The following is a 25226-nucleotide window of genomic DNA, read 5'->3' as shown; positions in this document are numbered from 1 at the left end:
TTTTGTGGTTGCCATATACATTCTCCTTTCTTTCGTATTTTCATATTTATTATATCGCCTAGTCTCAAAAGTACATACAAAGAACATATGTAGGCTATCGCCTACCGAAAATTCATCCCCCACCTACTCGCTCCTTGAGGAAGGGGACTTCTTTTTGGGAAATATGTTAAAAAACTCAAACAAAAGAAGTAATAAATGTTATTTAGTAAAATAAAAAACAGAGTGCTTTCCTTTAGCCAGAAAGCACTCTGTTTCTTAATGCGCCGATACGTCACTAATACCATGTCCTGTATTCGACTTTACTAATATTTCATCAAATTTCGCGGCATCTTCTTTCTTACTAGATAAAATCGTCCCTAAATATGCAGCTAAAAATCCAAGTGGAATAGAGATAATTCCTGGAGTTGTATATGGAAATAACGGTTCCCCAACAAAAATTGCTTTTCCAGCCACTGGATTCCATACGTTCGGACTCATCGCAACGAGCACAATCGCTGAAGTTAAGCCAATAAGCATACCACAAATTGCCCCCGTCGTATTAAAGCGTTTCCAATATATCGTAAATAAAATTACTGGTAAGTTCGCACTTGCAGCAACAGCAAATGCAAGCGATACAAGAAACGCTACATTTAACGATTGTGCAAACAGCGCTAAAATAATGGAAAACACCGCAACCCCGACCGATGCGTAACGCGCCATTTTTACTTGTTCTTTTTCGGTTGCTTTTCCGCGGCGTAAAATTTCATTATAGAAATCATGTGCAAACGCCGATGCTGCCGTTAATACAAGTCCTGCTACTACAGCTAAAATTGTCGCAAAGGCTACTGCCGAAACGAAAGCAAATAAAAGATTTCCACCTAACGCTTTTGCTAACATTGGCGCTGCCATATTACCAGCTGCATTCGCTTTCACAATTGCCCCATTCCCAACAAATGCTGCTGCACCAAATCCTAAGAAAATTGTCATAATATAAAAAGCTCCGATTAGCCACGTTGCATATACAACAGATTGGCGGGCTGTTTTTGCATCACGTACTGTAAAGAAACGAACGAGAATATGCGGCAATCCAGCTGTACCAAGAACAAGTCCTAAATTTAACGAAATTGTATCTAACCCAACTTTATACTTTACACCAGGATTTAAAAATGCTTCTTTCAATGGTGTTGCTGTCTTCATTTGTGCAAACATTTCTGTAATACTAAAGTTAAACTTCGCAAATACAATAACAGAAATAATAAAAGTACCGGCCATTAATAATACTGCTTTAACAATTTGCACCCAGCTCGTTGCTGTCATTCCTCCAAAAATAACATATACAGTCATCAATATCCCAACAATGAGTACAGACGTTGTATATTCGATTCCTAATAATAATTTAATAAGCGCTCCAGCTCCGACTAACTGTGCAATCATATAAAAAATTGAAATTGTCATCGTGTTAAGCGCTGCTACTCCGCGTACTTTTTTCGCATCAAAGCGTGCTGCAATCATATCTGCTAACGTAAACTTCCCAAGGTTTCGAAGCGGCTCTGCAACAAGATACAATACAACTAAATAGGCAACAAGAAAACCAATACTATAAAAAAATCCATCAAACCCTGTTAATGCTATTGCTCCGGCAATTCCAAGAAAAGAAGCAGCGGACATGTAATCACCCGCAATTGCCAAACCGTTTTGCCATCCTGTTAACCCACCGCCTGCTGTATAAAAATCACTTGCATTTTTTGTCTTTTTCGATGCATAGTACGTAATGACAAGCGTTCCAAGAACAATAACTAAAAATAAAGTAAAAGCTGTTGTATTCAATATTTATCCCCTCTCTTTATCCAAGTTTTCAAGAATTTGATTCGATAACCGATCAAATGATTCTGCTTTTTTACTGTAGATCATGCACAATGTCCACGTCATAACGAACTGAGCAAATGCAAATACCCATGCCCATGTAATATCACCAAATGCCGGTGTATTGAGCACCTTTGAATACGATGTTAAAATTGGCAAAGCAATAAAAAAACTGAGAAAGAAAATGCTCATCGGTACAATAAATTTTTTCTTTGCTTGTAATAAATTTTGAAATTCGGCAGACTGCACTACGTTTGTATAATTGATTTCACCATTCAATTTACGCGCAGATGTTTCTTGTTTCATTTCATATCTACTGCTACTAAAAACATATCCAAATGTATATTCTTAGAGTTTTCCTGCTTCTACGAACCCCATTTCGCTACTTTCTTATGTGATTTTTGTACTCTAAGAATATTTTTGTCTATATTCGCTCTTTTGTTAGTAGCAGATTTTTCACCTCTCTTTTTTAGATTTTCATACTTTCGCGATAAAGAGCGCTGCTCACGTTTTAATTTTCTTTCTAGCTTTCTTACTTTTCCTGTTTTGTTAATGTTTTCGTGAACTTCCCCAGTACTACAAATAGCAAAATCTTTAATCCCTAAGTCAATCCCTAACCCTGTTTCTTCTAGCTTTGGTTTTACTTGTGTTTCCTCTACTTCACAAAGTATGGATACATGATATCTTCCTGCTTTTCGAGAAACTGTCCCGCTTTTCACAATGGCGTTTTTAGGGATATAACCGTACTCTTTCAACCTTACAAAGCCAAGAGTAGGTATTTTTACTCGATGTCTTTCAATCGTCCAATCTGTTTTGTTATTTTTAGGGAAGTAGCATTTTACATCTTGATTTTTCTTTTTCTTAAACTTAGGGAATCCACTAAGTCCTTTGAAGAAGTTTTTAAATGCTTTTTCTCCATTCATAATGGCTTGCTTTGTGGCCTTAGATGACACATTTTTTATCCATGTTTCATCCTCATTATTAGGTATATATTCGTTGTTTAACCACTTGGAAAAATCCATCCCACTTACAAATCTACCTTCCTTTTCATAAACCTCTTTATTATGAGAAATGTAGAAATTGTAGATAAACCTACTCACTCCAATCGTTTGATGTATTTTAGATTTTTGTTCTTGTGTAGGGTTAATTTCTATCTTGTAGGATTTTTTCAACTTCCTCATCCTTTATGATTTTTCCTTGTACTTTCTTAATCCGTATACACGGGAGCTAAACACAAATAGAATAGAGACAATAACTTGCACTAACTCTTCTTGTGGGGAAAGACTTTCATAATTTACAACTATAACTTCCACATTGAATGTAGGTAAGACCTTTCAAACCAATCCGAATAACTCTCTCTATGAGTGCTGAAAATTGCACCTACTTCGTTTGAATCACAATCTTCTTGTGATTATATTGCACTACAATTGATTATACTTGTATACGTTTTTAACAACTAATGAACCCCTCCTTTCTTTTCAATCCAATTCGTCAAAAAAGTTCTCTCATAACTAAAAATAAATTTTATAAATATTCCGAAACTTAAGTTTATTGTAGACAATCTATTTTTGTAAGCAAAGATTTTTCAATAGACAAATTCTGTGATTTTTCTCCAAATCCCAATTGATTTTTTATTTAAAATAAAAAGCAGTGCTTATCGCACCGCTTTTTCACCTTCTAAATTACGAGCTGTTTCACTCGTTTCAACATCTTTTCCTTCTTTAAATGTCTTAAACAGAAAATCGTAAAATAAATTCGATACTCCAAACCAATAATTCTCATTTTTATAATGATGCAGTAAATGCTGCTTCTTTAGCCATCTTCCGTATGGAGTCAATGGACGATTTGGCCGATGAGCAATGTAATGTTTCCATTCATATACTAATAGCATGATGATCATTCCAATTCCAAATGATAATGTCACTGTGATGTTAGAAGTAATACCATATACAATACATAAATAAATTGTAAATCCAGGAAGACTATACCACACAGGTAAAAATAGTAACTTTAAATCATTCGGGTATACATGATGATCATAATGAAGACGCTTTAACATTTTTAATAAAAATGGATTCTTTGGCGGTTTTAAATGAAATAAAAAACGATGTGTTACATATTCGTTAATTGTATAAAAGATAATACCAGCAATAATTGCAACAATCGCAATCCATGTAAACAATTGCATGTTCAAAAAAACGATAAAAGCAATTAAAACTCCAATCATAATGACAATATCGTGCTGAAAGAAAAATTCATTCATTACCCGTTTCATCCCCATTCCCCTCTCTTTAGAAAGCGGCCGTAACACATTGTTATGGCCGCCTTTTATTTCTATTCTATTCCCATTACAAATTTGCTTGTTTCCACATTTGGATAGAAAATATTACTCGACCCGAATATATTTTGTTTTGGAATAATATGTTCCACTGCAAAAACTGTCACTTCTCCTCGTTGTACTTCTCCAATAATCAACCCGAATATTTCATGATTTACAGCGAATGTCGGTTGTTTTGTTTGAAGTAATCGTTCAGCTAGTTGAAGAACAGCCTCGTATAATGGATTTCTGTCTGTTATTTCTTTACGTATTTTTGATGATAACGTAATAATAATTTCCTTTTCATTTACTGTGGTTCGATACATAGAAATCTCCCCTTCAATTCTTATATAAACAATTGTAACGCCTTATATGCAAGATGAATAGAAAAAATCAATATTATTCCATAAAATCATTGTACTTCCATATACATCAAACCAAAAAACGAGGTTTAATCGATTAAAACCTGTCACAAAGGATTAACGAAGTCCACCTATATCTTCCTACCTTTTATATTCGATATTTGAATGTAATATTCCTTGTTTTACACTTTAAAATTCACAAAAAAATACACATATTTAAAATATCATTTTTTATCCAGGATCATACAAAAACTGTCTAAACGAACAGCCTTTATTTTTCAACATATATGTTTCTGCTCCCGCCTCTTTAAAAACTTTTTTGTCGTTTTCTCAATTGCTATTCATATTGCACAAAAATTATTTAAAAATACAAAAAATAAAACCGCTTACTTGACTAAAATCTCCCATTACTTGTATATTTAAGTTATTATTTAGCAGAATATTCGAGAGTATAGCATTTTCAATTTTATGAATTTGTAAATATTTTATGTATCATTCACTAAATGAGAAAGTAATCATATTTAAGGGGCATTGTAGTATGCAAGGTCAAGTAAAATGGTTTAATAGCGAAAAAGGTTTCGGATTTATCGAAGTTGAAGGTGCTGACGATGTATTCGTACACTTCACTGCAATTCAAGGTGAGGGCTACAAATCTTTAGAAGAAGGTCAAGAAGTTTCTTTCGAGATCGTTGAAGGAAATCGCGGACCTCAAGCTGCTAACGTAGTAAAACTTTAATTTAACACATGACAGGAGGTTATCTACTGATAACCTCCTTTATTATTCTTCTGCATATTTCTTTTCCACAGAGCAAAAACTATGTGAAATGAGAAAGTAAGGAGGAGAAAACAATGGGTTCACCTGTAAACGATTTTGAAGAAGTGAAATTCCACGTAGAAACTGCGCAAAAGATGGTTGGTTCTGCGACAATCACAATGGACCCTGAATCATTGCAGCACGCTACAAATGCCGTTGAATCCGCTCGTTTGCAGCTCGAAACAATGAAAGAAGTAGCCACCGATTTAGATGCACCGTTTTTATTAGATCAAGAAGAAAAATTAGAAAGATGCGAGCACCAATTACACGAAGCAAAGAATTAAAAACATCCAGAGAAATTTCTCTGGATGTTTTTCTACGTATGTCCCTCTCATTTCCTATACAGTTACATATGCAAAACACATCGCCTTCTGTGAATAAACGAACATATCCAGAAACTTTTTACGCTTCAAGCTTAAACTGAAAGCAAACTTAATACCCCACCTTTGCATAATCATGCAAATAAAAGCAAATCACTTCTCCCTACCACTTGCTTTTCTTATTAAATTAATGTTTCTTCTGCCCAGTCATACGTTTCAGTTATTTGTAAAACTTTGTTTCACACCTGTCCTTTCACAATATCCTTGCGTGTCAGTTCAGAAAAAAATAAACTTCCAGAAATTTTATATATCATTACATTCATATATCCTTTTATAAAGAAACATGTTAGATTAATAAGGTCTTATATTTATTTTTAAAGAAAGGAGATGAATAAAAAGTGAATAAAAAATGGTATGCTCCACTCGTAGCAGCCGGTTTGTTCCTCACACCGCTTATTGTACATGCTGCGAGCAGTGATACATTTACCCAAAATGAGGGAGATGTACATTACAACTGGGGATACGACAGCCCAAAACCTGGCATTTCAGCAGACCATTTTACTGGCATTTTTAATCAATCTAAACAGCTATCAAGTGGTGACTACTTCATACACACATTAGCAGATGATCGTGTGAAAGTCTCCTTTGATGGAAAACCAATTATTAATCGTTGGTATGATGTTGGGGGACAAATTGATCGTGCACTTGTAACAAATGTAAAGGCGGGGACTCATAAGTTACAAACCACATTCTATGAAAATACTGGTCAAGCAGCAGTTTTTTCAGATATTGTTCCCTTTGATCATTGGTTAGCCTACTATTATCCAAATAAAAACTTAGAAGGCTATCCAGTAAACGCACAAGTAATTGCTCCGACAGGAAAAGAAAAGAGGTTGTTCCAAAACAACGGTGGCGGCTCTCCAATGTCGAAAGTACCAGCGGATCATTTCTCAGCTCGTTATACAACAGTAAAGCGATTGCCTGCTGGGGATTATATGATTCGCGGGAAAGTAGACGATGGGATTCGTGTCTTTATTGATGGAAGACTTGTTCTTGATCGCTGGGGACCTGGGTGGTTAACAGAAGATGCTCGAAAAATCCACATTGCTGACGGAACTGCAGCCCGGGTATTTGGTGAAACCAGTCAAAAAGATACTCATTTAATTGAAGTGCAATACTTAGAAGATAGCGGAGACAGCCAAGTAGATTTTCAAATTGAACCTTATAACAATGCAGCAAAATCAACGAGTTGGCTCGGCGAATTCTATAATAACAAAGAGCTAAAAGGCGACGCTGTTGTTATTGGTGGAAATCAATCTTCAGAGAAGTTGAATACAATTAACTTTAACTGGGAATACGGTGCTCCGCATAAGGCTATCTCAAACGATAATTTCTCCGCACGATTTACTAAAGTAGCTACGTTTGAGAAAGGTGATTATTTCCTTACTGCCAAAGCAGATGATGGTATACGTGTTTACATTGATAACAAAATGGTAATCGATTCTTGGGTTGCTAGTAACAGTGAAACTCGTAAAGTAAAAGTACCAATATCAGCTGGAGAGCATAAAATCACCGTTGAATATATGGAGCAGGACGGACAAGCCAATCTTCAATTCGATTATAAAAAAGAGCCTGGACCGTTTTATCAAACAGGCGGGGATGTTCATTATAATTGGGGATACGGAAGTCCTACACCAGATCGAACAGCAGATAATTTCACAGCAGTCTTTGATCAATCTAGACAGCTCGCTGCGGGTGATTACTTTATACATACATTAGCAGATGATCGTATCAAGGTCTCCTTTGACGGGAAACAAGTTATTGACCGCTGGTATGATGTTGGTGGAAAAATTGACCGCGCTATCGTAACAAAGGTACAACAAGGAAATCATAAAATTCAAACAGACTTCTATGAAAATAGCGGGCAAGCTGCTGTCTTTTCTGATATTGTACCATTTGATTCTTGGCTAGCTTATTATTATCCAAATACGAATTTAGAAGGCTATCCTGTCGATGCAAAAGTACTAGCACCAGAAGGAAATATAAAACAACTTGCTGAAAATAATAGCTACGGTGCACCAACATCTAAAGTACCAGTTGACAACTTCTCGGCTCGTTACACAACGGTAAAACGGCTATCTGCTGGAGATTACGTCATTCGTGGGCGCGCTGATGACGGGATTCGCGTCTTTGTAGATGGAAAACTTGTTCTTGACCGCTGGGGTCCATCAGGATTTTCCGAATACGCAAAAACAATTCATATTGATGATGGAACTGGAGCCTGGGCATTTGGTAAAGCAAATGAACCAGACACGCATTTAGTTGAAGTACAGTATTTAGAGAAAACAGGTCAAAGTCGCGTTGAATTTAACATTGAACCTTATAATACTGTACAAAATTCGTCTACTTGGCTCGGTGAAATCTATAACAATACGGATCTGCAAGGTAATCCTATTATTCTCGGCGGCAATAACGCTTTACAAAAAATTGAGAAGTTGAATTTCAATTGGCAATATGAGTCTCCAAGCCCATTCATTTCAAATGATAACTTCTCGGCTCGCTTTACAAAAACAGAATACTTTGAAGGCGGGGATTATACATTCGCCGTGAAAGCAGATGATGGGATTCGTGTTTATGTAGATGATCAACCTGTAATTAACTCTTGGCAACCAAGTAACAGCGATGTACGTAAAGAAAAAATGTCTGTAACAAAAGGAAATCATAAACTGCGCGTAGAGTATTTTGAAGGAAGCGGCTCAGCAAATCTTTCACTAGATTACTATATTGGTAAACCTTATGAAACGCTAGATTTACGTAAACCTTCAAAAGTAACTGCCGGGGAAATTGATAACTACATGAACCGAAGAACGAACGGGACTAGCCCGCTTTCCGGATATGGACAGGCGTTTATTGACGCACAAAACAAATATGGTGTGAATGCTCTCTTTTTAGCATCACATGCTATTTTAGAGTCTGGGTACGGTAAATCATTAATTGCCTACCGAAAACATAATTTATTTGGACTCCGTGCTGAAGATTCGGATCCATACGGTTTAGCTCGCTACTTCAATACATTTAATGACAGTATTAATTATAATGCAGCTTACGTAAGAGCGTACTATTTAGAACCTGGAGATTGGCGCTATAAAGGGGTTACAGTAACTGATATTAACGCTAACTATTCAACAGATTCTGGATGGGCAACAAAGATTGCGAACCTTATGGAAGAAATCCATCCATATAACGGTTCTGAATATAACGGTGTAAATATTTTACCTAAAAATAATGAATCAGTGACCAATTCACATCAATTGCCAAAAGATATTCCTTTTACGAACTACGCAGCAAATACAAAAGGAAAAATAACAAAAACAACTGACGAGTTCCGTACAGAACCGTATCCATATAGTAATAATAAAAAATGGACACTGCAGCAAGGAACAACTGTTGATGTACTGCGTAAAGACCCAAATAACTGGATTGAAATTCGCATCGGCGATCAAACAGGATGGGTTCAAGCCAATAATCTACAAGTAATTGAAAATAAAGATCCATTAAATGGAAAATCAATCATCATTGATCCCGGTCATGGTGGTGTCGATGATGGTCATACTGGTACTGAAAATGGGCTAACAGAAGACAAAGTTGTATTAGATGTCTCCTTACGTGTTCGTGATTTATTTAATCGCAAATCACCGTTTAAAGTGTTATTAACTCGTGATTCAGATTGGCGCCCTGGTAATTCGGCTAAAGAATCACTTCAAAAACGAGTACAGTTTGCACAGCAAAATAACGGAGATATTTTTGTGAGCATTCACGCAAATGGCTTCAATGGTACTGCAAATGGAACAGAAACATACTATTGGCAATCAAGAAGTTATGGAAACCCTAATACAGAAGAAAGCCGTGTACTAGCTGAAAAAGTACAAAGTCGTCTCGTAGATGCGCTGGAAACGAAAAACCGTGGTGTAAAAGATGGCGATTTATATGTCGTTCGTGAAAATACAATGCCTGCTATCCTTGCAGAACTCGCTTTCATTGACAATCCGAAAGAAAATGAAAAATTAGGTTCTGAATATTGGAGACAACGTGCTGCTGAAGCAATTTACTCCGGTATTCTAGATTACTATGAGTGGAAAGGTATCAACGTTTCATCCTATCGTCTATAATGAAGCGGATTGTAGAAATAAGAAACAAAAAGATGGCATTCGCCATCTTTTTGTTTTCTCCCAATCTCCCCTAGTCACAGAAAGCATCTTCACACGCTTACTCTACTTATCATAAACTCATTTTCCATTATTGAAATAAACGGCTTTCATCTAAGCAAAGAGATGCTTGCTCAAGACAATTGTTTTCCATACTCTTGTAACTTTTCTCCTATCGTACATTGTCGAATGCAAAAGGAGTGAGCATAATACTTGCTATGTTCTTTTCGAAAATGCTTCTGCAAAAAGCAACCATCGCAATATGTTTCTAATAAATCGTTTACTTCGGTAATTAACTGCTTACGATCCACTCCTTCTACACTCCTATTCTGTTATTTCTTTATGACTATCAATGTTCGTTCCTTCCAATGCTTGCGTTGCTAATTGATGCGCTTCTTTATTTTGTTTTCTAGAAACAGGTTCACATACTAATTTTATTTTCAGCTGTTTTGCTTTTTTTTCAATTTGATCTAAGTAATGAATTAAATGCTCCTCATAGCATGGCCATTCACCCGCTAATTGTTGGAGAACGACTTGAGAATCACCACGAAGTATAACCGATTCATACTTAACCCCTAGCTCTTCCAATATGTTCATTCCGTATAATAGTGCTGCATATTCCGCTTCATTATTATCATCAATTCCTTCTATGTAAGCATTGCGGCGAATTCGATACATTTTCCCTTGCTTCTTATAATAAATACTTACTCCCACTCCCGCTTCTTTCGTCTCAATATCATATCCTCCGTCAAAATATAGCGTAAGATCTTGTGGCTCTTCTTCAACTTGTTTATTTAGTTTCTTAACTTCTTTTAACGTCCACTCTACTCCCCTTTCATCATGAAATAACAATTCCTTCGCTCTCCCTGTTTTTTCAAAATCCGCTGCGAACTGTATTGCCTCTTCTAAATGAAGGAAGTCTGATTCTAGGTTAGTCTCTAAACCATATTTTGTTCGATATAACCAAGTAATTTTATATTTCATTATGCTCCCCCTTTTATATGTAAAACCCCTGCACGTTCATACTACATATTATGCTTTTATTTTATCCTATTTTGTCTATACGGACAGTATTCTATTCGAAATTCATTTATCTCTATAAACACAAGTTAAAAAATTTTTTTAGGCGGATGAGTGTATCTAGCCGTGCATAGCATCGACTTATCTGTTGCAAAATGAAAATGAATTTATATCCAGCGGCACGATTTTTCGCCCTCATATGCAAGATAACACAAGTAAAATAAATAAGAGTTGCCACGATAAAGTGAACAACTCTCTGATGAATCTTACACAAATTTCTCAAACTGTACTCGTTTGTTAATAAAATACATAACAGGTCCTCCGATTACCATTACAACAAACTCACCAATCGCACATGTTAACCATGTAAACAAAAATGGTAAATCAAAGGCAAGATGGAGCTCAATCGCAATGATAAACATTGTAAATGTAAAGACCACTGTATTAAAAATCATTCGTGCCCATATCCCTTTTATAAAACGCATAGAAACGATTGTACAAAGCAAGGCGATAATAGATTGCCCCACTCCAAATACAAGATCATATGCAATCATTGGTGAGAAAAAGAGGTTTGCTAAAAATACACCTAACACAATTCCGTAAATATATTTTTTGTTGAACACAATAAGATGATTAAACATTTCTGAAATACGAAATTGAATATTCGTAAAACCAAAAGGTTGAATAAGCATAGTAACAGCAATATATAGTGCCGCTAAAATCCCATTACCAATAAGTGTCTTAATTTTCATTATACGATCTCCTTAGTTTTTTTACGTGGGATGGTTACGAACCACGTGAATATTTTAATAAACAAATTTAAATTATAATTATTATTTGAATCCAAGTCAATATAACAAAATCCTTACTTTATGTATGAAATGAACAAATTATAAAAGGGGGGTCATACGCTATCCTTTTGTTTTTACAGGACGTATAATAAAAACATGAAAGATTTAGGAGGTTTGTTCATGACAGCAATGATTCAAAACAAAAAGATGATCGTATCCATTTCTGAAAAGGGTGCAGAACTGCAAAGCGTTCGCTTAAAAGAAGACCATACAGAATATATATGGCAAGGAGACGCAAAGTATTGGGGGCGACGCGCTCCTATTTTATTCCCAATCGTCGGAAGATTAGTAGACAATACATATTATGTGGATGGTAAACCGTATTCATTAACACAACATGGCTTTGCTCGTGATTTAACATTTACGATCAAAGAACAAAATGAATCAAAAATTACATACGCAGTAACAAGTAATGAAGAAACTTTACAAAACTATCCGTTTGCATTTGAATTGCTTGTTTCTTATGAATTAAATGAAACATCTATATTCGTAACATACGAAGTATTCAATTCCAACTCGGAAGAAATGTATTTTTCAATTGGAGGACATCCTGGCTTTAATTGTCCATTATTACCAAATGAATCTTTCACAGACTACTATTTATCTTTCAGTACTCCAGAGCGCTTAGAATCAAGTGTACTAGAAGGACCGTTTCTTTCTAAACATAAACTCGTAGTAGCAGAAGCAGCAACAGAGCTTCCTCTTGCGTATGATTTATTTCAAAACGACGCACTAATATTTGAAAATATGCGTAAAAATGAAATTACCATCCGTTCTCACAATCATAATAAATTTGTTAAAGTTTCATTTGAAGGATTCCCATTTGTCGGTGTATGGACACCAGGAAACGATGCACCGTTCTTGTGTATTGAACCTTGGTATGGCATCGCTGATGAATTAGAACCCGCAAAAGACTTTAAAGAGAAAAAAGGAATTCAAATGTTAAAAGCGAATGAAACATTTACATGCTGCTATAGTATTACAATCGGTTAATTGGAGGGTTTCAGTTTGATTGAAGTGTACATTGATGGTGCCTCAAAAGGAAACCCCGGTCCTTCCGGCGCTGGGGTTTTTATTAAAGGGGTTCAACCGCCTGCACAGCTGGCTGTTCCACTTGGAATTATGAGCAACCATGAAGCAGAGTATCATGCATTACTTACTGCATTAAAATATTGCACCGAACATAATTATAAAATTGTATCGTTTCGAACAGATTCACAACTTGTAGAACGAGCGGTTGAAAAACAATATGTAAAAAATCCATTATATGCACCACTTTTAGATGAGGCACTAAAAATGATCCAACAATTTGATCTCTTTTTTATAAAGTGGATTCCAAGCAGCCAAAATAAAGCAGCCGATGAATTAGCACGAAAAGCCATACAAAAAAATGAACGGAGGTAGTGTATTGAAAAAAGAGTGGATTGCTCCTCTCGCTTTATTGTTTGTTGCTTTCATTTGGGGAGCTACATTTGTTGTCGTTCAAAATGCCATGTCATTTGTCGGGCCATTTTCTTTTAATGGTGTGCGTTTTTTATTAGCTGGAATGATTTTATTCATCATTCAGCTCATCTATATAAAAAGAATACCCATTAAACAAGTAGGCTATAGTAGCGGTGCTGGTATGATAGTAGGATTCTTTTTATTTGTTGGATATTTACTACAAACATTTGGTTTATTGTATACAACCTCTTCTAAAGCCGGATTTTTAACAGGCCTCAGCATTGTTATGGTACCCATTTTATCGTTTATCTTTTTAAAGCAAAAAGCAAATCTATTTATCGTACTCGGAATTACAGCAGCTACAATTGGATTATTTCTATTAACAGCTGGAGATGCTTTTCAATTCAATATGGGAGATTTCCTTATCTTAGGTTGTGCTGTAGCATTTGCTGCTCACATCCTTGTAAATGGATTCTTTTCAAAAAAGATATCTCCGTTATTATTAAGTACAACACAAATATTAGCGGTAGGACTATTCTCTTCTATTTGTGCATTTCTGTTTGAAGATTGGGAGAAATTATTTTCGATATCATTATGGACAAATCGCTCATTTTTATTTGCACTATTGTTAACATCACTTTTTGCAACTTCCCTTGCATTTTTTATTCAAACAACTGCGCAAAAATATACATCTCCTACCCGCGTTGCAATTATTTTTGCAATGGAACCCGTCTTTGCAGCAATAACAGGTGTTCTTGTTGCAAATGAGCAATTATCAATATCCGCTATCATTGGGTGTATTTGTATTTTCTTAGGCATGATCTTTGTAGAACTACCAAATAAGCGAAAAAAAGAAGCGCAGGCTGCGTGAAGTTATGATTGTAACTTCCGCAAAAAAGCCATCGCGCTTTTTTTATCGGTAATTTCCTCTTCTTTCAACCGTTCTAGCAAAGCGATAAAGTAACTACCATCAAACTGTAATTGATGCTTAATGGTCGCTTCAATTGCCGCATTCACAATTCCATCAGATGAACCTGTATAGCCTTGGCCAAACATAATAAATCCTTGGGCATCCTCTGATAATTTAAACCCTTTCGTATGTAAGAATGAAAGATAGTCTTGAACTGTTTGCATTATTTCCCCACCTAAATTCAAAAATTCTACCTCTCCTATCATACATGTTTTCTGACACAATGAGAATGAATTTTCTTTGACAACTCCTTTAGAACCTTCTTTTTTCCAAAAAAAATAAAGTGAAACTTCTAAGCTCCACTTTATTTTTCAGCTGCTCTTTACTTAATTACTCGCTGCTCTATATGATATATGTCTTTTTTCAATTTTTTCTTCAATTTCTCTTATGTTTTCTTTATCATTCAATAATAATTGTTTATTTTCTATTAATAACTGTTTAAAGGATTTTCTTATTTTTTTTCGCATATCAATCTTCCTCCTTCATTATTACAAGTGAGATCCCCCGAACGGGGAAGCCCATGCATACAGGATAAAAAATTTTATTTATATAAAAGATAAATAATTATCTGTATTGTTGTAATAATAAAGGATACGTGTGAAATCCATTTGAAATTGAAATGAAAACTGCGTATATTTTTACAATCGTTTAGAATGTATATCGTTCTTCTATGTAAACATAAATTTGCCAACAGCTTGTTTACTATCTTTCTAAAGAAGAAAGAATTTTTATGTCTTTTCTTCTGTTTATCTTTATATAAATAATAACGCTCAATCAAATTACGAATTTGATTGAGCGTTATTTCTAATATAAGTTCTTTACAAAAGCTATTTTCTATAACATATTTACAAACATTTCCGGTCTGCCCCAGTTCATTTTCTCACAAACGAATTGTATTTTTTCCTTATCAATTGTGTGAAAAGCTTCTTCTAATCGGCACGAAATTGGTACTTCACAATGAATTTGTGCAAGTTGTAGTGACATGTGTAAACTGTCTAAGTCACTCTCAATCTTTGTACGCTGTGCTTTTGTTAATAATGTAATGTTCTCCAAGACACCTGCAACTGTTCCGTGCTCTTGGATAAGTTTATACGCTGTCTTTTCACCAATGCCTTTCACACCTGGATAGTTGTCACTTGAATCACCCATAAATGCCTTTGCATGAACAATTTGCCATGGCTCTACGCCTTTTTCTTCCATGATTTTTCCAGGTGTGTAAAATTCATAATTTCCAATTCCTTTTCGAAGAAGCATGACTGTAGTTTTTGTATCAACTAGCTGTAGTAAATCTGTATCACCTGTTAAAATAAACACTTCTGCTTCATGTTGATACACTTTTGCTAATGTTCCAATACAGTCATCAGCTTCATATCCTTTCATACCAATAACTGGGATCGATAAATGTGCAGTTATTTCTTGCACTAGATCAAATTGTGGAATTAATTCTTCTGGCGGTGCTCCGCGATTCGCCTTATAGTTTGAAAACGCTTCTGTTCGAAACGTTGTACTCCCCATATCCCAGCACGTTACAATATGAGTCGGTTCAATTGTACTAGCTGCTGTTAATAAATGCTTCATATAACCATGAATCCCGTTTGTTGGAATACCATCTTGTTTTTTCATAAATTGTCCGTACACACTTGTTGCATAAAAGGCACGAAATAACAATGCCATACCATCTACTAATAATACTTTTTTCATAATTCATCTCCTAATGACAAAAATAAAAACCTCACGTCATGACGCAAGGTTGTATAATCAAATAATGATTGTAATTGTTATTATACAATGATTTGCTTTATTTAGCATCCATAAATATTACTTACAACATTGATGTAATAGTTCCACATACGTATTATTTCCAGTGGAAACAACAACCGCTTTTGCTGTTCCGCTAACAATTTGAGTACCTTGATAGCATAAATTTTCAAGACAAAGTGGATTATAATCTTTTATGCGTTTTAACGGCATAAATCGTTTTTTTTCAATGTGATAACAGCTTTCATACTTTTCCACAAGCATCTCTTTTCCAGTTAAAGGAGATTCATCAACTAGTACATCTTTTGCGTAAATAATGCGAGCGTCAGCTGGTACAGTATCACCAGCAGAAAGGCAAATCACATCTCCTGGGACCAATTCTTCTATTCGAATATTCATCATTTCAGAATTTGTATCTATCCCATTCACTTTATTATTTGCCACTCTTAAAACAGTAACTGTTTTTGTTGTAATTGCGTTCGTTTGATTCGCTTCCTTTTCGAACAGATTTACTTTTTCCATCAACTTCATCATAATATGAGTCAACATCACTTTTTTATTCACATATCGTTCATTTTTCCCATATTGTACAATACGTCTTTTTGCCTCTTTAACAGAAAGGCCATTTCTTGTTGTTTTAAAATAAGCATACACAGATTTTACATCTCGAATAGCAACTTCCATCAGCATTTCATTATTCTTCTGTAAAACCTCTTGTACTTTTATCGTTTTTTTATGAGTTATATTATTTATAATTCCCTCTCGTTTGTTTACATATAACATCGTCCGTCTCCTCCTTCACACATGCAGGAAGAAACTCATTGTTTCTCAATTTATCTATTTATAGATATAGAGGGAGGAACAAGTCGTTTCCTACCTACATTACACATTCTATTTTCGAAATACCTGGGTAACGGAACCGAGTCCGAAGCTGACATTGCTCCTCACCTCCTCATATGATTATTTTTAACTATGTATAACAGATACACCTTAATTAAAAAGACCTTTACCCGAGAGCGAGTAAAGGTCTGAACACACATAAATAAGCAACGCTTAATACAACTACGTATTATGTAGCCTATATTAAAAACAATTGCACCTCTCCCTCGCCGAGCTTTAGCACTGTATAGCATAGGTTCTTAACCAGCTACATTAAAAAAGACCTTAATTCGATCATTCTTGTTGACCCATTGGCGTCTCTCGACATTTTTGGGCAGTAGCATTTCTCTATACAGGAGCCTCACCTAACAGAGACATATTTAGTTACAAGAAAAATGTTACTCCTATTTAAAATAGATGTCAACACTTTGCATTCAAACTTTTCCTTATTACAACAAGTATTTTATAGAAAATACTTTAGGACAGGAACACTCTTATTCTAATACTAATTGTTTGAGGCTTTTTAATATGTTAAACACCCAGCGATCACAATTCCGATGGAAATTGATAAAAACATAAGGAAAAGTCCGACAGCCTGGTTATCTTCTTCGATGCTTTGATTAATGTTGAAACGCGGTGTGAACCATTCGGCTAAATAAAACACAACGATTTGCGCAAAAACTCCAATCGCTCCCCATAAAGCCATATCCATTAGTGAAACAGAATGGGCAGCAGTAGAATACAAGACGATAGCAAGACCAAGAAGTCTTCCTCCAAGTGCGTAGCTTGCTGCTCGATTCCCTTTAGCCATTAACGAAAATTCTTTCACTTTTGTTGTCACTTCCATAAGAAACAGACCAACACATAAAAGGCCGAGCGAAACAGCTAAATAAAGTAAAAAGTTCATCATTTATAATCCCCCTTTTTAATCCCTACAGGTAAATAATAAGATTCATTCCCCGTAATTTTTTCACCGGCACGTATACCAATACTACTTGGTTTCCCAGCAATTAAAAACGATCCAAACACATACGATAGCTCCTCGTTCCCTTTTTCAGTCTCAAGAGAAACAACTGGAAGCGTTATATACTTTTGAAATACGGGAAGTTCTTTTTTATACGTTTGATATGAATTTTGAATCATAATGCTCGTGTCTTTGTCACGAATTGTAACCGTGTCACCTTCTCTGCCGAATGAAGGTTTTTGAACAAAAGAACTTTTTCCTAAAAATAAATCTGGTTCTAAGTAAGTAGGAAGCATATATTCCTTAATCCATTGTCGTTCCTCACTTGTATAAAAAGTACCTATCTCAGCTAATCCCCAAACCAAGCATTGAATCGATTTCGGTTGAAGTAAAAAGGATGAAACAGGAAGAGGGATTACTATTGCGGTTAGAATATCGACTCAATGATGAAGCTAAACAATATCCTGCCTTATGGAACTATCCGGATATTTCTATCTCTAAAACCGTCGCAAGGATGACTTGTGAGTATTTTATTAAAGAAGGGGATACGTATGTCGTAACAGCAACCGCGATGGACTCTGATGGAACAGCAGTATTATATGTCAAAAAAGAAAAGTTCTTCGACGATTCTTCAGAAACAACATATTCCCATATAGGTTTTGAGATTAGAGAACTACACGGAGCAAATTCGATTTTAATAGAAAGTAAAGATGTATGGAATCATGAGGAAATCTTAACATATCTCCATTCAGATGTTTTGTATGTTCAAAGGGACGGAATATTAATGAAATTTGCCTTAGACTCTAGGGAGATTGATGAAGATCGAAAATGCTATGTTTATTATGGAGAATTTACAGGCGAATGTAGGTAATATTAAAAAGTTCCGTACCATCCTTCCAAATAAAATAAAAACCTTACGTATAAAACGTAAGGTTTCCTTATAGCCCCACATATGCCGTTCTCTTCTAGATGTCCATAAACCCGCTCTCGCAGGTGGATGTTCTCAAAAATGCTTTCATCTTCCTTCTTAAAAAGATGGCTTGATGGCCACATTTTAATATTGAACTTCCGTATTACTATCATTGGTTTAAGACATAAACAAGCTACGTACATCGTAGGTAGTTATTATTAATCGTAAGTATAAATAGAACCCCCGCACGTGCCGTCCCTCGTAAATGTCCAAAAACCCGCTACTCGCAGGTGGATGTTCTCACAGTTGCCTTTCATCTTCCTTCTCAAAGAAAGGCATGATGTTGGCCTCTAAATATCGAACTTCCGTATTACTATCATCGGTTTTAGACATAAATAAGTTACGCACACCGCAGGATGTTTTATTTATTTGTCGTTATCTTATCACATTGTTCGCAACGTGTAAAATATATTGTTTTTTAGTATTTCTTGTTTGTGCCCTTATTGTAATACAAATTTTTTTGAGGTGCAATAGGCTACTGTTTTTCTTTCACAATTATATTTTCAGGATAAGAAATCCAATCACTCCAGCTGCCTACATATAATTTTACATTTGTAAAACCAGCCATTTTTAATGTTAATACGTTTGGACACGCCGTTACACCAGATCCGCAATAGACAATCGTTTCTTTCGTTTTATCAAGATGGATAAAGCGATCTTCTTGTGCCTTTTTCTCCTTAAAAGCACCAGAGTATGTTACACCATCTTTCCAAAAATAATTTTGCGCAGTTGGAATGTGACCAGCTGCTTTATCAACTAATTCTTCTAATCCTGCATAACGCTTTGGTTCTCGCGAGTCAATCAGTGCTATATCTGCATGTTTGCTAATTTTAGCTTGCAGCTCTTCCATTGTTGCGACAGCATTATGTTGTATGGAAGGAACGAACGTCTTCGGTGCAAAGACTGGTATCTCATTCATTACTTCAAAATTTTGTTCCTTCCACGCTGGAAAACCGCCATTTAACACATATGCTTTGTTATGCCCTATATACGTTAAGAGCCACCAAAGACGAGAAGCCATTGCTCCGCCTTGGCTATCATACGCCACAACTGTCGTATGTTCATTAATCCCAGCTTGTGAAAGCTTTTGTACAAATTCTTCTATACGTGGAAGCGGATGACGTCCGCCATGCTTTGTAACTGGACTTGATAAATCTTTATTTAAATCAAAATAGAGCGCACCTGGAATATGTGCTTCATTATATTGTTCTCTTCCCCAATTTGGATTCGCTAAATCAAAACGGCAATCGATAATTCGAACCTGCTCATCTTGTATATGTTCGTGTAACCATTCGGCTGTAACGATCATACTTAACGACCTTCTTTCTCTTTTAAACGTCCTACGTATTCCATTACCATTTCTTCTGTTACAATCTTTCGCTGCTGTGCAATACCGTTTTTTGCAAGTTCATTAATTTGTTTTGTTACCATATTAATTACATCAACGGAGAAAGATTTCCCATTTAACGCAAGTGATACAGCCGCTTCAATCGCCGCTTCACGCTGTGCGTCTAACTGTAGAAAAGCTTTCACCACTTCATTTTGTTTACGAGAATGCGCTGTAATTGCTACATGTACTTCCATGTTCTCTTCCTCCTAATTTAAGTCCATCGTAAGCCGAATCATATCACGACATACAATGCCATTTTCCATTATCTCTTCTTCATAATGCTTGGAAAAGTAATCAAAATCAATAGAAAAAATGCGAAATCCACATTTTTGATATAAAGCAAGCTGCGCAACACTAGAATTACCTGTTCCAATTTCAAGCGTGTGCATGTTTTGTCCTTTTGCAGTTAGAATCGCATGCTGCAGCAACTGCTTTCCGATGCCTTTTCCCTGTTCTTTTTCAGAAACAGCAATATTCATAATTTCCATTGTATTTGGGCGCGTTTCTAACAATACATATACACCAATCACACGTTCAAAACGCTTTGCGACATAAATGATGGTCCGATGAAGATACGATTTCAATTGTCGTTCACTTGGATCAGCAAGTAATAGTAGCTGGAGCGGCGCTTCATTTGGTGAAAAACGTTCAATTACTAATTCTTCCATGAAAATTCTCTCTCCTCTTTGTTCTAAACCATACTTGTCTTCCATAAGTAATACAAAGGAGGTCATCACTATGGACAACAATGAAAAGAAGTGCAATATAATCTCCATTGATGAGAAGAAAAAGAAAAACGGTACGTACTCCTATCCAAAATTAGTGATAGAAGGAAAACCATATGAGTTCACTTCCTTCGTCTTATGCGGCGAAACGCCAGATGGAAGACGCCTCGTCCTAACTCATATGGTTTCCTCAGATGAATTTGCCGGATTTGTAAAATCATTAGATACTGTACTACAAAAACGGATTGAACGTATTTTTTTCTCTTAATACTTTTCTTCTAACTCATCTTCTATTTTTATTAATTGCTTACTTAATTCTTCTTTTCGCTGTTCGTATGCAGAAACATCAATTGTTTCCATTAACGCAAATAATAAACTTTCATAGTATTGCGTTACATCTTGCATCATAGCTGTTTTCACAAGTTGCCATTTATGAAGCCATTCTTGTTTATAGTGATTACTAAATAGGCGTTGTTCTTCTGTTACGTAATCTGCTACAAATGGCTCTAACGTTTGCTTCATTTCTTCTTGCATCAATGCTTTATCATTTTTCTCGAAGAAATTTTTCTCGCTTTTAAAATGGGCTAACGCTCTTTTAAATTGTTTTTCTTCTATACTTGGAAATGGGTTTTCATGAGTAAGAACGCGATAGTCATATGTTACATCTGTCTGAACTACAAGCTGCTCATTTCTTGTCACACATTGCCCTATTACTTCTTCTTGTACATGTCTCATCGTTTCATTTATCCATTTTTCAAGACGAAGTGAAGTTGCACGCATTTCTTGTAATAAGTCATGTTGTAAGAAAGCAATTAACTCCATCATGCACTCTTGTAATTTATCTTTCACATTCCCTTGCGTTCGTAAAGAAGCTGGATTAATAAATTCTGTAAATACATCATTGTAACGTAAAAATAATCGTTGTTTTACATAATACAGAAGTTCTTTCACTTCATTTTCTAAAGACTTTTCCTCTGTGATAACGCTGTGGGAAGAGATTATGTGAAGCAGTTCTTCGCGTTCTGCTTCATATTTTTTTCGTTGTTGTTCTTTTACTTCATTTCCTTGCACCCTGCTTTCAATCATATTTGCAAGAAGCTTATAACCATTTTGAAGTGCGCCGTGTAAAGAATGAACCGATACAAGCATCAAATCTCTCATAATAAACGAAGTGAAGGCTTGTTCAAATTGTGCAAGGCCAGATTGTTGTAAAATGCCATACGCTTCTTTCGAAATATCTTTTCCTTGTTTTTCTTCTAATGCAAATAAGCTAGAGATTGCGAACAAACGTGGATTACGAATTCCATACTGTAATAATTGATCGCTAATATATCCTTTTACTGTTTGTAATTCCTCTTCGGACTGTGCTAAATCAGCCGCATTAATTAAGAAAAACATTTTATCAAGTGCAAATGTATCTTTCACACGACCAAGTTGAATTAAAAATTCTCGATCTGCTCGTGAAAACACATGGTTATAATATGTTACAAATAAAATTGCATCTGCATTCTTTATATATTGGAACGCTACGTCTGTATGGCGAGCGTTAATAGAATCTGCCCCCGGCGTATCCACAAGTGCAATGCCTTGTCTTGTTAATTCACAATCAAAATAAAGCTCCATGTACTCCACAAAACATGATTTTTCTTCATTGGCAACATAATCAGCAAATTCAGCTAATGTTACATGAGATTGTTCTCCCAAACGTTTCCTTACATCATCATATCCACGCTGCACAGCACGTAAAAAACTAAACGTTGTTTTTTGTCTACCACTTGGTGCTGGATATTGCAAGACATCATCAATTTGCAAAAGCGCTTCTTCCAAGGAAGTAATCTCACGATAAAATAATTTATAAACAGCTTTTAAATCCTCAAAAAGTGCCGTTTCTGATTTAAACTGTACAATTACCGTACCATGCGGTTTCTCATCTGTTACTGGCAAAATTTGATTAATTGTTGCTGTTGTAGGATTTGGTGATACTGGTAATACCTTTTCTCCTAATAATGCGTTCGCAAAGGAAGATTTCCCAGCACTAAACGCTCCAAATAGCGCCACTGTAAACTGTTTCGCTTCCACACGTTTTCTTTTCTCTATGATTTCTTGTTGTACATGTTTAAGAGCTGGAATTTGCTGCAAAACATCTTCTGCATCCTTAACATGCTCTATAATCTGGGCAATGTTAAGCTTTGTTTCCGTGATTGGTTCGGACTCATTGTCAGTGAGTTCATCCTCTACTTCAACTTGTGTTTGTAATTGGAATTTTTCGTTTGTTACTTTCTTTGTTTGTTGTAAAGCTATTTCAATATCTATACTTTGTGGAACAGAAAAACGATTGTGCCAAATATCTTGTAAATATTTTTCATACTGATCATACTCTTGCATGCACTGTAATTTTATATCCTTTGCCTTTTGTATCGCTTCATATTGCTCTATTTCTTCTCGTATATGTTGACTATCAGCTTGTACTTTGCTGTGCAAGAGCGGCAAACTTTTTTCAAATATATTTTGTGCTTCGCGGCGATAACGTTTCTTCAATTCATTTGCTACATCTTCTGTATAATGAAGCAAATAGTCTCCAGTAAATCCTGCTCCTTGTTTAATCGTCGCTTCCAGTAATGTAGGAGTAAAGTCTGCATTTAAGTCATGTATTACGTTTCCAAGTTCTTCTGTGAATAGCTCTTTTTTCTTAAAAAAGGAGACAACGTACTCTTTCATATGAAAATCAAGCTGCGTCTCTACTGTTTTCTGTAGTTCCTCATAAAACGCTTCTAAACGACGCTGTTTTTCTTGCTCTGTTTTTCCTTTCGAAAACAGTAAACCAACTTTAAATTTTGTAAGCTTCGTTTCCAAATATTGATTTGCTAAATCCCGCATCTCAAACGGCATTAAATATGCATTGTCTAAAATATTTTGCAAGCCGCTAAAAAACTGTTCTTTCACTTGCGGTACTGTATTTGTAATCTGTTTTTCTTTTTCCGCAAGCTGTTCTAAAATCGCCGTTACATCTTGAAGCGATAACATTGATGCTAACTCTTTTTGAAACGGCTCCAATTGTTTTTCATATTGTGAATGTAAAAACGAGAAATGTTCTTGTAACAAATAAGATACTTCTCTCTCCATACCTCTTTTCACATACACATCTTTTTCCTTTACGATCGAGGAAAGCCGTTGCTCAAGCTGTCCTAATTCGTTATGTGAATGATTCTGCATACGTAAAGACGTATAATAGATACCGTCAACTTCTATATTCCAATTAAAAAATGATTGCGCTACGCTTTGTTGATATACCTCGAAAGGTAGCTCATTTTCTTTATGTTTATCAATTTGATTCACAACAAGATAAACGGTTTTGTTACGCTGTTTTAACTCTTTAACAAACTGTAAATTTACTTCTGATTGCACATGATTATAATCCATCATATAGAAAATTACATCAGCAAGATGCAATGTCGATTCTGTTGCAAGTTGATGGGCATCATCAGTTGAATCAATACCCGGCGTGTCAACAAGAACAACATCATCTGGAAGCGGTGCATCATTGCGATAAATATGAATACCAATTACTTCATCGCCATTTTTGCAAAGCTCCTTTAATTCTTCTGCTGTATACATACCGTCATACTCGTATTTCTGTCCTGATTTTAAAATAACGACAACGCGATTCTGTCCTTTTTCTATCTTTACAACATTCGCGCTCGTTGGAATCGGACTAGTTGGCAACAATTGATTTTTAAATAAATAGTTCATCATTGTTGATTTTCCAGCAGAGAAATGCCCGCAAAATGCTATCATCAGTTGATCTTCTTTATACTTACGTACAACTTCAAGCAACTTCTCGCTATGTTCTATATCACCTTTTTTCTGCCATTCTTCATAAAAACAAACGAGCTTTTGTAAACTGTTTGTTTGCAATGTGTTTGTCATCCCCTCGTGCCCCTTTATTCCATGATGTATCCATCTATTATATTACTAAATTTTCAGCATCTTCACAGTAAAAAAATAAAAAAATCCCTTTCATCTCTATGGAAACGAAAAGGATTTCTATGTAGAATAGTTCATTATTTAGTTGCTCCTACTTGTTGTAACACATGCTTTGTTACAACTGCATATAAAACAATTGTTCCTCCTAAAAATGCATATACCATATTTATCACACCTTATCTTTTGATAATGATTATCAATTTTAAGTATATTCTATCATTAAAGAGAATGATTATCAATATATATTTTAAAAAGAAAAGCTCTCTTTTAGAGAGCTTTCATACTGCCTATTTTAAAGGAGTCGTAAATAGTTGTGCATTCTTATTATAACTCACAGGCGGAATGTTAACAGTTGAAAAATTTTGGAAATATGTATACCTTCCAATTCATACTGTAATATACTTAAAAAAAT

General features: G+C 35.4%; 24 protein-coding genes, 2 other RNA genes, 4 pseudogenes and 2 riboswitches. Of the genes and pseudogenes, 8 read left to right on the top strand and 22 right to left on the bottom strand.

Annotated features, from left to right (window positions below):
* Nucleotides 1–255: 255 nt before the first annotated feature.
* From V7024_RS20600 to V7024_RS20575, 7 genes and pseudogenes are all read right to left on the bottom strand, one after another.
* Nucleotides 256–1806: a solute symporter family protein gene (locus V7024_RS20600; RefSeq protein ID WP_335523351.1), complete on the bottom strand. Its 1551-nt coding sequence runs from the start codon at nucleotides 1804–1806 to the stop codon at nucleotides 256–258.
* Between the two features lie 3 nt (nucleotides 1807–1809).
* The gene (locus V7024_RS20595; protein WP_335523348.1) at nucleotides 1810–2148 is read right to left on the bottom strand and encodes a DUF485 domain-containing protein; all 339 of its coding nucleotides are present in this window, start codon (nucleotides 2146–2148) and stop codon (nucleotides 1810–1812) included.
* A gap of 74 nt (nucleotides 2149–2222) precedes the next feature.
* A pseudogene (locus V7024_RS20590) lies at nucleotides 2223–3014 on the bottom strand (RNA-guided endonuclease InsQ/TnpB family protein); the annotation flags it as partial.
* A gap of 12 nt (nucleotides 3015–3026) precedes the next feature.
* Nucleotides 3027–3128 (bottom strand): annotated as a pseudogene (locus V7024_RS24480) (IS607 family transposase); the annotation flags it as partial.
* Nucleotides 3129–3496: 368 nt separating this feature from the next.
* Nucleotides 3497–4117 carry a sterol desaturase family protein gene (locus V7024_RS20585; RefSeq protein ID WP_335523346.1) on the bottom strand — a complete coding sequence of 207 codons (621 nt, stop codon included), beginning with the start codon at nucleotides 4115–4117 and terminating at the stop codon, nucleotides 3497–3499.
* A 59-nt stretch (nucleotides 4118–4176) separates the two neighbouring features.
* Nucleotides 4177–4485, bottom strand: a complete 309-nt coding sequence (locus V7024_RS20580) for a cytoplasmic protein (RefSeq protein WP_306201767.1) — start codon at nucleotides 4483–4485, stop codon at nucleotides 4177–4179.
* Nucleotides 4486–4505: 20 nt separating this feature from the next.
* Nucleotides 4506–4710 (bottom strand): annotated as a pseudogene (locus V7024_RS20575) (amino acid transporter); the annotation flags it as partial.
* A 349-nt stretch (nucleotides 4711–5059) separates the two neighbouring features.
* On the opposite strand from V7024_RS20575, the gene cspD reads away from it, so the two are divergent.
* The 3 genes from cspD (at nucleotide 5060) to V7024_RS20560 (ending at nucleotide 9824) form a co-directional block, all read left to right on the top strand.
* Nucleotides 5060–5257 carry a cold-shock protein CspD gene (gene cspD / locus V7024_RS20570; protein ID WP_335523340.1) on the top strand — a complete coding sequence of 66 codons (198 nt, stop codon included), beginning with the start codon at nucleotides 5060–5062 and terminating at the stop codon, nucleotides 5255–5257.
* 113 nt (nucleotides 5258–5370) lie between these two features.
* A complete protein-coding gene (locus tag V7024_RS20565) occupies nucleotides 5371–5619 on the top strand; it encodes a DUF2564 family protein (RefSeq protein WP_335523338.1) in 249 nt (82 codons plus the stop codon).
* 434 nt (nucleotides 5620–6053) lie between these two features.
* The gene (locus tag V7024_RS20560) at nucleotides 6054–9824 is read left to right on the top strand and encodes a PA14 domain-containing protein (protein WP_438824489.1); all 3771 of its coding nucleotides are present in this window, start codon (nucleotides 6054–6056) and stop codon (nucleotides 9822–9824) included.
* 170 nt (nucleotides 9825–9994) lie between these two features.
* Here the strand turns inward: V7024_RS20560 and V7024_RS20550 are convergent, their stop codons facing one another.
* The 3 genes from V7024_RS20550 to V7024_RS20540 form a co-directional block, all read right to left on the bottom strand.
* Nucleotides 9995–10171, bottom strand: coding sequence for a zinc-finger domain-containing protein (locus tag V7024_RS20550; RefSeq protein ID WP_098915190.1), 177 nt, complete (start codon nucleotides 10169–10171; stop codon nucleotides 9995–9997).
* 13 nt (nucleotides 10172–10184) lie between these two features.
* Nucleotides 10185–10844: a ribonuclease H family protein gene (locus V7024_RS20545; protein ID WP_335523335.1), complete on the bottom strand. Its 660-nt coding sequence runs from the start codon at nucleotides 10842–10844 to the stop codon at nucleotides 10185–10187.
* 302 nt (nucleotides 10845–11146) lie between these two features.
* Nucleotides 11147–11632, bottom strand: a complete 486-nt coding sequence (locus V7024_RS20540; RefSeq protein ID WP_335523332.1) for a QueT transporter family protein — start codon at nucleotides 11630–11632, stop codon at nucleotides 11147–11149.
* 6 nt (nucleotides 11633–11638) lie between these two features.
* Nucleotides 11639–11683, bottom strand: a riboswitch (PreQ1 riboswitch).
* Nucleotides 11684–11851: 168 nt separating this feature from the next.
* Between V7024_RS20540 and V7024_RS20535 the strand changes: the two genes are divergently transcribed.
* The 3 genes from V7024_RS20535 to V7024_RS20525 are packed head-to-tail and all read left to right on the top strand — an operon-like array spanning nucleotide 11852 to nucleotide 14045.
* Nucleotides 11852–12724, top strand: coding sequence for an aldose 1-epimerase family protein (locus V7024_RS20535; protein ID WP_335523330.1), 873 nt, complete (start codon nucleotides 11852–11854; stop codon nucleotides 12722–12724).
* Nucleotides 12725–12739: 15 nt separating this feature from the next.
* Nucleotides 12740–13135 (top strand): reverse transcriptase-like protein, encoded by a 396-nt coding sequence (locus V7024_RS20530; RefSeq protein ID WP_335523327.1) that lies wholly within the window; start codon nucleotides 12740–12742, stop codon nucleotides 13133–13135.
* Between the two features lie 4 nt (nucleotides 13136–13139).
* The gene (locus V7024_RS20525; protein WP_335523325.1) at nucleotides 13140–14045 is read left to right on the top strand and encodes a DMT family transporter; all 906 of its coding nucleotides are present in this window, start codon (nucleotides 13140–13142) and stop codon (nucleotides 14043–14045) included.
* A gap of 2 nt (nucleotides 14046–14047) precedes the next feature.
* Here the strand turns inward: V7024_RS20525 and V7024_RS20520 are convergent, their stop codons facing one another.
* The 6 genes and pseudogenes from V7024_RS20520 to V7024_RS20495 form a co-directional block, all read right to left on the bottom strand.
* On the bottom strand, nucleotides 14048–14308 hold the full coding sequence (locus tag V7024_RS20520; protein WP_335523321.1) for a DUF6123 family protein: 261 nt from the start codon (nucleotides 14306–14308) through the stop codon (nucleotides 14048–14050).
* Between the two features lie 162 nt (nucleotides 14309–14470).
* Nucleotides 14471–14611 carry an FbpB family small basic protein gene (locus tag V7024_RS20515; RefSeq protein ID WP_098915212.1) on the bottom strand — a complete coding sequence of 47 codons (141 nt, stop codon included), beginning with the start codon at nucleotides 14609–14611 and terminating at the stop codon, nucleotides 14471–14473.
* A gap of 367 nt (nucleotides 14612–14978) precedes the next feature.
* Entirely contained in the window at nucleotides 14979–15845 is an 867-nt protein-coding gene (locus tag V7024_RS20510; protein ID WP_335523318.1) for a 5'-3' exonuclease, read from the bottom strand.
* Nucleotides 15846–15962: 117 nt separating this feature from the next.
* On the bottom strand, nucleotides 15963–16685 hold the full coding sequence (locus V7024_RS20505) for a cation-transporting P-type ATPase (RefSeq protein ID WP_335523315.1): 723 nt from the start codon (nucleotides 16683–16685) through the stop codon (nucleotides 15963–15965).
* Nucleotides 16686–16995: 310 nt separating this feature from the next.
* A riboswitch (M-box (ykoK) riboswitch) is annotated at nucleotides 16996–17161 on the bottom strand.
* 143 nt (nucleotides 17162–17304) lie between these two features.
* Nucleotides 17305–17691: a DUF350 domain-containing protein gene (locus tag V7024_RS20500; RefSeq protein WP_335523312.1), complete on the bottom strand. Its 387-nt coding sequence runs from the start codon at nucleotides 17689–17691 to the stop codon at nucleotides 17305–17307.
* Nucleotides 17688–18152, bottom strand: a pseudogene (locus tag V7024_RS20495) (glutathionylspermidine synthase family protein); the annotation flags it as partial. The gene V7024_RS20500 and the pseudogene V7024_RS20495, both read right to left, overlap by 4 nt.
* A gap of 14 nt (nucleotides 18153–18166) precedes the next feature.
* Between V7024_RS20495 and V7024_RS20490 the strand changes: the two are divergent.
* Nucleotides 18167–18616: a hypothetical protein gene (locus V7024_RS20490; RefSeq protein ID WP_335523353.1), complete on the top strand. Its 450-nt coding sequence runs from the start codon at nucleotides 18167–18169 to the stop codon at nucleotides 18614–18616.
* 68 nt (nucleotides 18617–18684) lie between these two features.
* Here V7024_RS20490 and ssrS (V7024_RS20485) read toward each other — a convergent pair.
* The 5 genes from ssrS (V7024_RS20485) to V7024_RS20465 all read right to left on the bottom strand — a co-directional run bounded on the left by ssrS (V7024_RS20485) (nucleotide 18685) and on the right by V7024_RS20465 (nucleotide 20773).
* Nucleotides 18685–18869: non-coding RNA, 6S RNA (gene ssrS, locus V7024_RS20485), on the bottom strand.
* 22 nt (nucleotides 18870–18891) lie between these two features.
* Nucleotides 18892–19076, bottom strand: a non-coding RNA gene (gene ssrS, locus V7024_RS20480) — 6S RNA.
* Nucleotides 19077–19190: 114 nt separating this feature from the next.
* A complete protein-coding gene (locus V7024_RS20475) occupies nucleotides 19191–20024 on the bottom strand; it encodes a sulfurtransferase (RefSeq protein ID WP_335523308.1) in 834 nt (277 codons plus the stop codon).
* Nucleotides 20025–20026: 2 nt separating this feature from the next.
* Nucleotides 20027–20299 (bottom strand): YpbS family protein, encoded by a 273-nt coding sequence (locus V7024_RS20470; protein WP_098915228.1) that lies wholly within the window; start codon nucleotides 20297–20299, stop codon nucleotides 20027–20029.
* Between the two features lie 12 nt (nucleotides 20300–20311).
* Nucleotides 20312–20773 carry a GNAT family N-acetyltransferase gene (locus V7024_RS20465; protein WP_335523305.1) on the bottom strand — a complete coding sequence of 154 codons (462 nt, stop codon included), beginning with the start codon at nucleotides 20771–20773 and terminating at the stop codon, nucleotides 20312–20314.
* A gap of 70 nt (nucleotides 20774–20843) precedes the next feature.
* Between V7024_RS20465 and V7024_RS20460 the strand changes: the two genes are divergently transcribed.
* The gene (locus V7024_RS20460; RefSeq protein ID WP_020059547.1) at nucleotides 20844–21098 is read left to right on the top strand and encodes a DUF3931 domain-containing protein; all 255 of its coding nucleotides are present in this window, start codon (nucleotides 20844–20846) and stop codon (nucleotides 21096–21098) included.
* On the opposite strand, the gene V7024_RS20455 is transcribed toward V7024_RS20460, so the two are convergent.
* Complete coding sequence (locus tag V7024_RS20455; RefSeq protein ID WP_335523302.1) at nucleotides 21095–24757, bottom strand: dynamin family protein; 3663 nt, start codon at nucleotides 24755–24757, stop codon at nucleotides 21095–21097. The two genes, V7024_RS20460 and V7024_RS20455, sit on opposite strands and share 4 nt — an antisense overlap.
* Between the last annotated feature and the right edge of the window lie 469 nt (nucleotides 24758–25226).

The organism is Bacillus sp. JJ864, from assembly GCF_036963045.1.
GTDB classification, from domain to species: Bacteria; Bacillota; Bacilli; order Bacillales; family Bacillaceae_G; genus Bacillus_A; species Bacillus_A pseudomycoides_C.
Note: the sequence above shows the minus strand (reverse complement) of the source record. Positions and strands in the feature narration are given on the sequence as shown.

Coding starts and splice junctions, on each gene's coding strand:
- V7024_RS20475 (WP_335523308.1), bottom strand. CDS start 20,024: ATGATCGTTACAGCCGAATGGTTACACGAACATATACAAGATGAGCAG.
- V7024_RS20565 (WP_335523338.1), top strand. CDS start 5,371: ATGGGTTCACCTGTAAACGATTTTGAAGAAGTGAAATTCCACGTAGAA.
- V7024_RS20585 (WP_335523346.1), bottom strand. CDS start 4,117: ATGAAACGGGTAATGAATGAATTTTTCTTTCAGCACGATATTGTCATT.
- V7024_RS20460 (WP_020059547.1), top strand. CDS start 20,844: ATGGACAACAATGAAAAGAAGTGCAATATAATCTCCATTGATGAGAAG.
- V7024_RS20580 (WP_306201767.1), bottom strand. CDS start 4,485: ATGTATCGAACCACAGTAAATGAAAAGGAAATTATTATTACGTTATCA.
- V7024_RS20540 (WP_335523332.1), bottom strand. CDS start 11,632: ATGAAAATTAAGACACTTATTGGTAATGGGATTTTAGCGGCACTATAT.
- V7024_RS20545 (WP_335523335.1), bottom strand. CDS start 10,844: ATGAAATATAAAATTACTTGGTTATATCGAACAAAATATGGTTTAGAG.
- V7024_RS20465 (WP_335523305.1), bottom strand. CDS start 20,773: ATGGAAGAATTAGTAATTGAACGTTTTTCACCAAATGAAGCGCCGCTC.
- V7024_RS20515 (WP_098915212.1), bottom strand. CDS start 14,611: ATGCGAAAAAAAATAAGAAAATCCTTTAAACAGTTATTAATAGAAAAT.
- V7024_RS20500 (WP_335523312.1), bottom strand. CDS start 17,691: ATGATGAACTTTTTACTTTATTTAGCTGTTTCGCTCGGCCTTTTATGT.
- V7024_RS20505 (WP_335523315.1), bottom strand. CDS start 16,685: ATGTTATATGTAAACAAACGAGAGGGAATTATAAATAATATAACTCAT.
- V7024_RS20535 (WP_335523330.1), top strand. CDS start 11,852: ATGACAGCAATGATTCAAAACAAAAAGATGATCGTATCCATTTCTGAA.
- V7024_RS20455 (WP_335523302.1), bottom strand. CDS start 24,757: ATGACAAACACATTGCAAACAAACAGTTTACAAAAGCTCGTTTGTTTT.
- V7024_RS20470 (WP_098915228.1), bottom strand. CDS start 20,299: ATGGAAGTACATGTAGCAATTACAGCGCATTCTCGTAAACAAAATGAA.
- cspD (WP_335523340.1), top strand. CDS start 5,060: ATGCAAGGTCAAGTAAAATGGTTTAATAGCGAAAAAGGTTTCGGATTT.
- V7024_RS20520 (WP_335523321.1), bottom strand. CDS start 14,308: ATGCAAACAGTTCAAGACTATCTTTCATTCTTACATACGAAAGGGTTT.
- V7024_RS20595 (WP_335523348.1), bottom strand. CDS start 2,148: ATGAAACAAGAAACATCTGCGCGTAAATTGAATGGTGAAATCAATTAT.
- V7024_RS20510 (WP_335523318.1), bottom strand. CDS start 15,845: ATGAAAAAAGTATTATTAGTAGATGGTATGGCATTGTTATTTCGTGCC.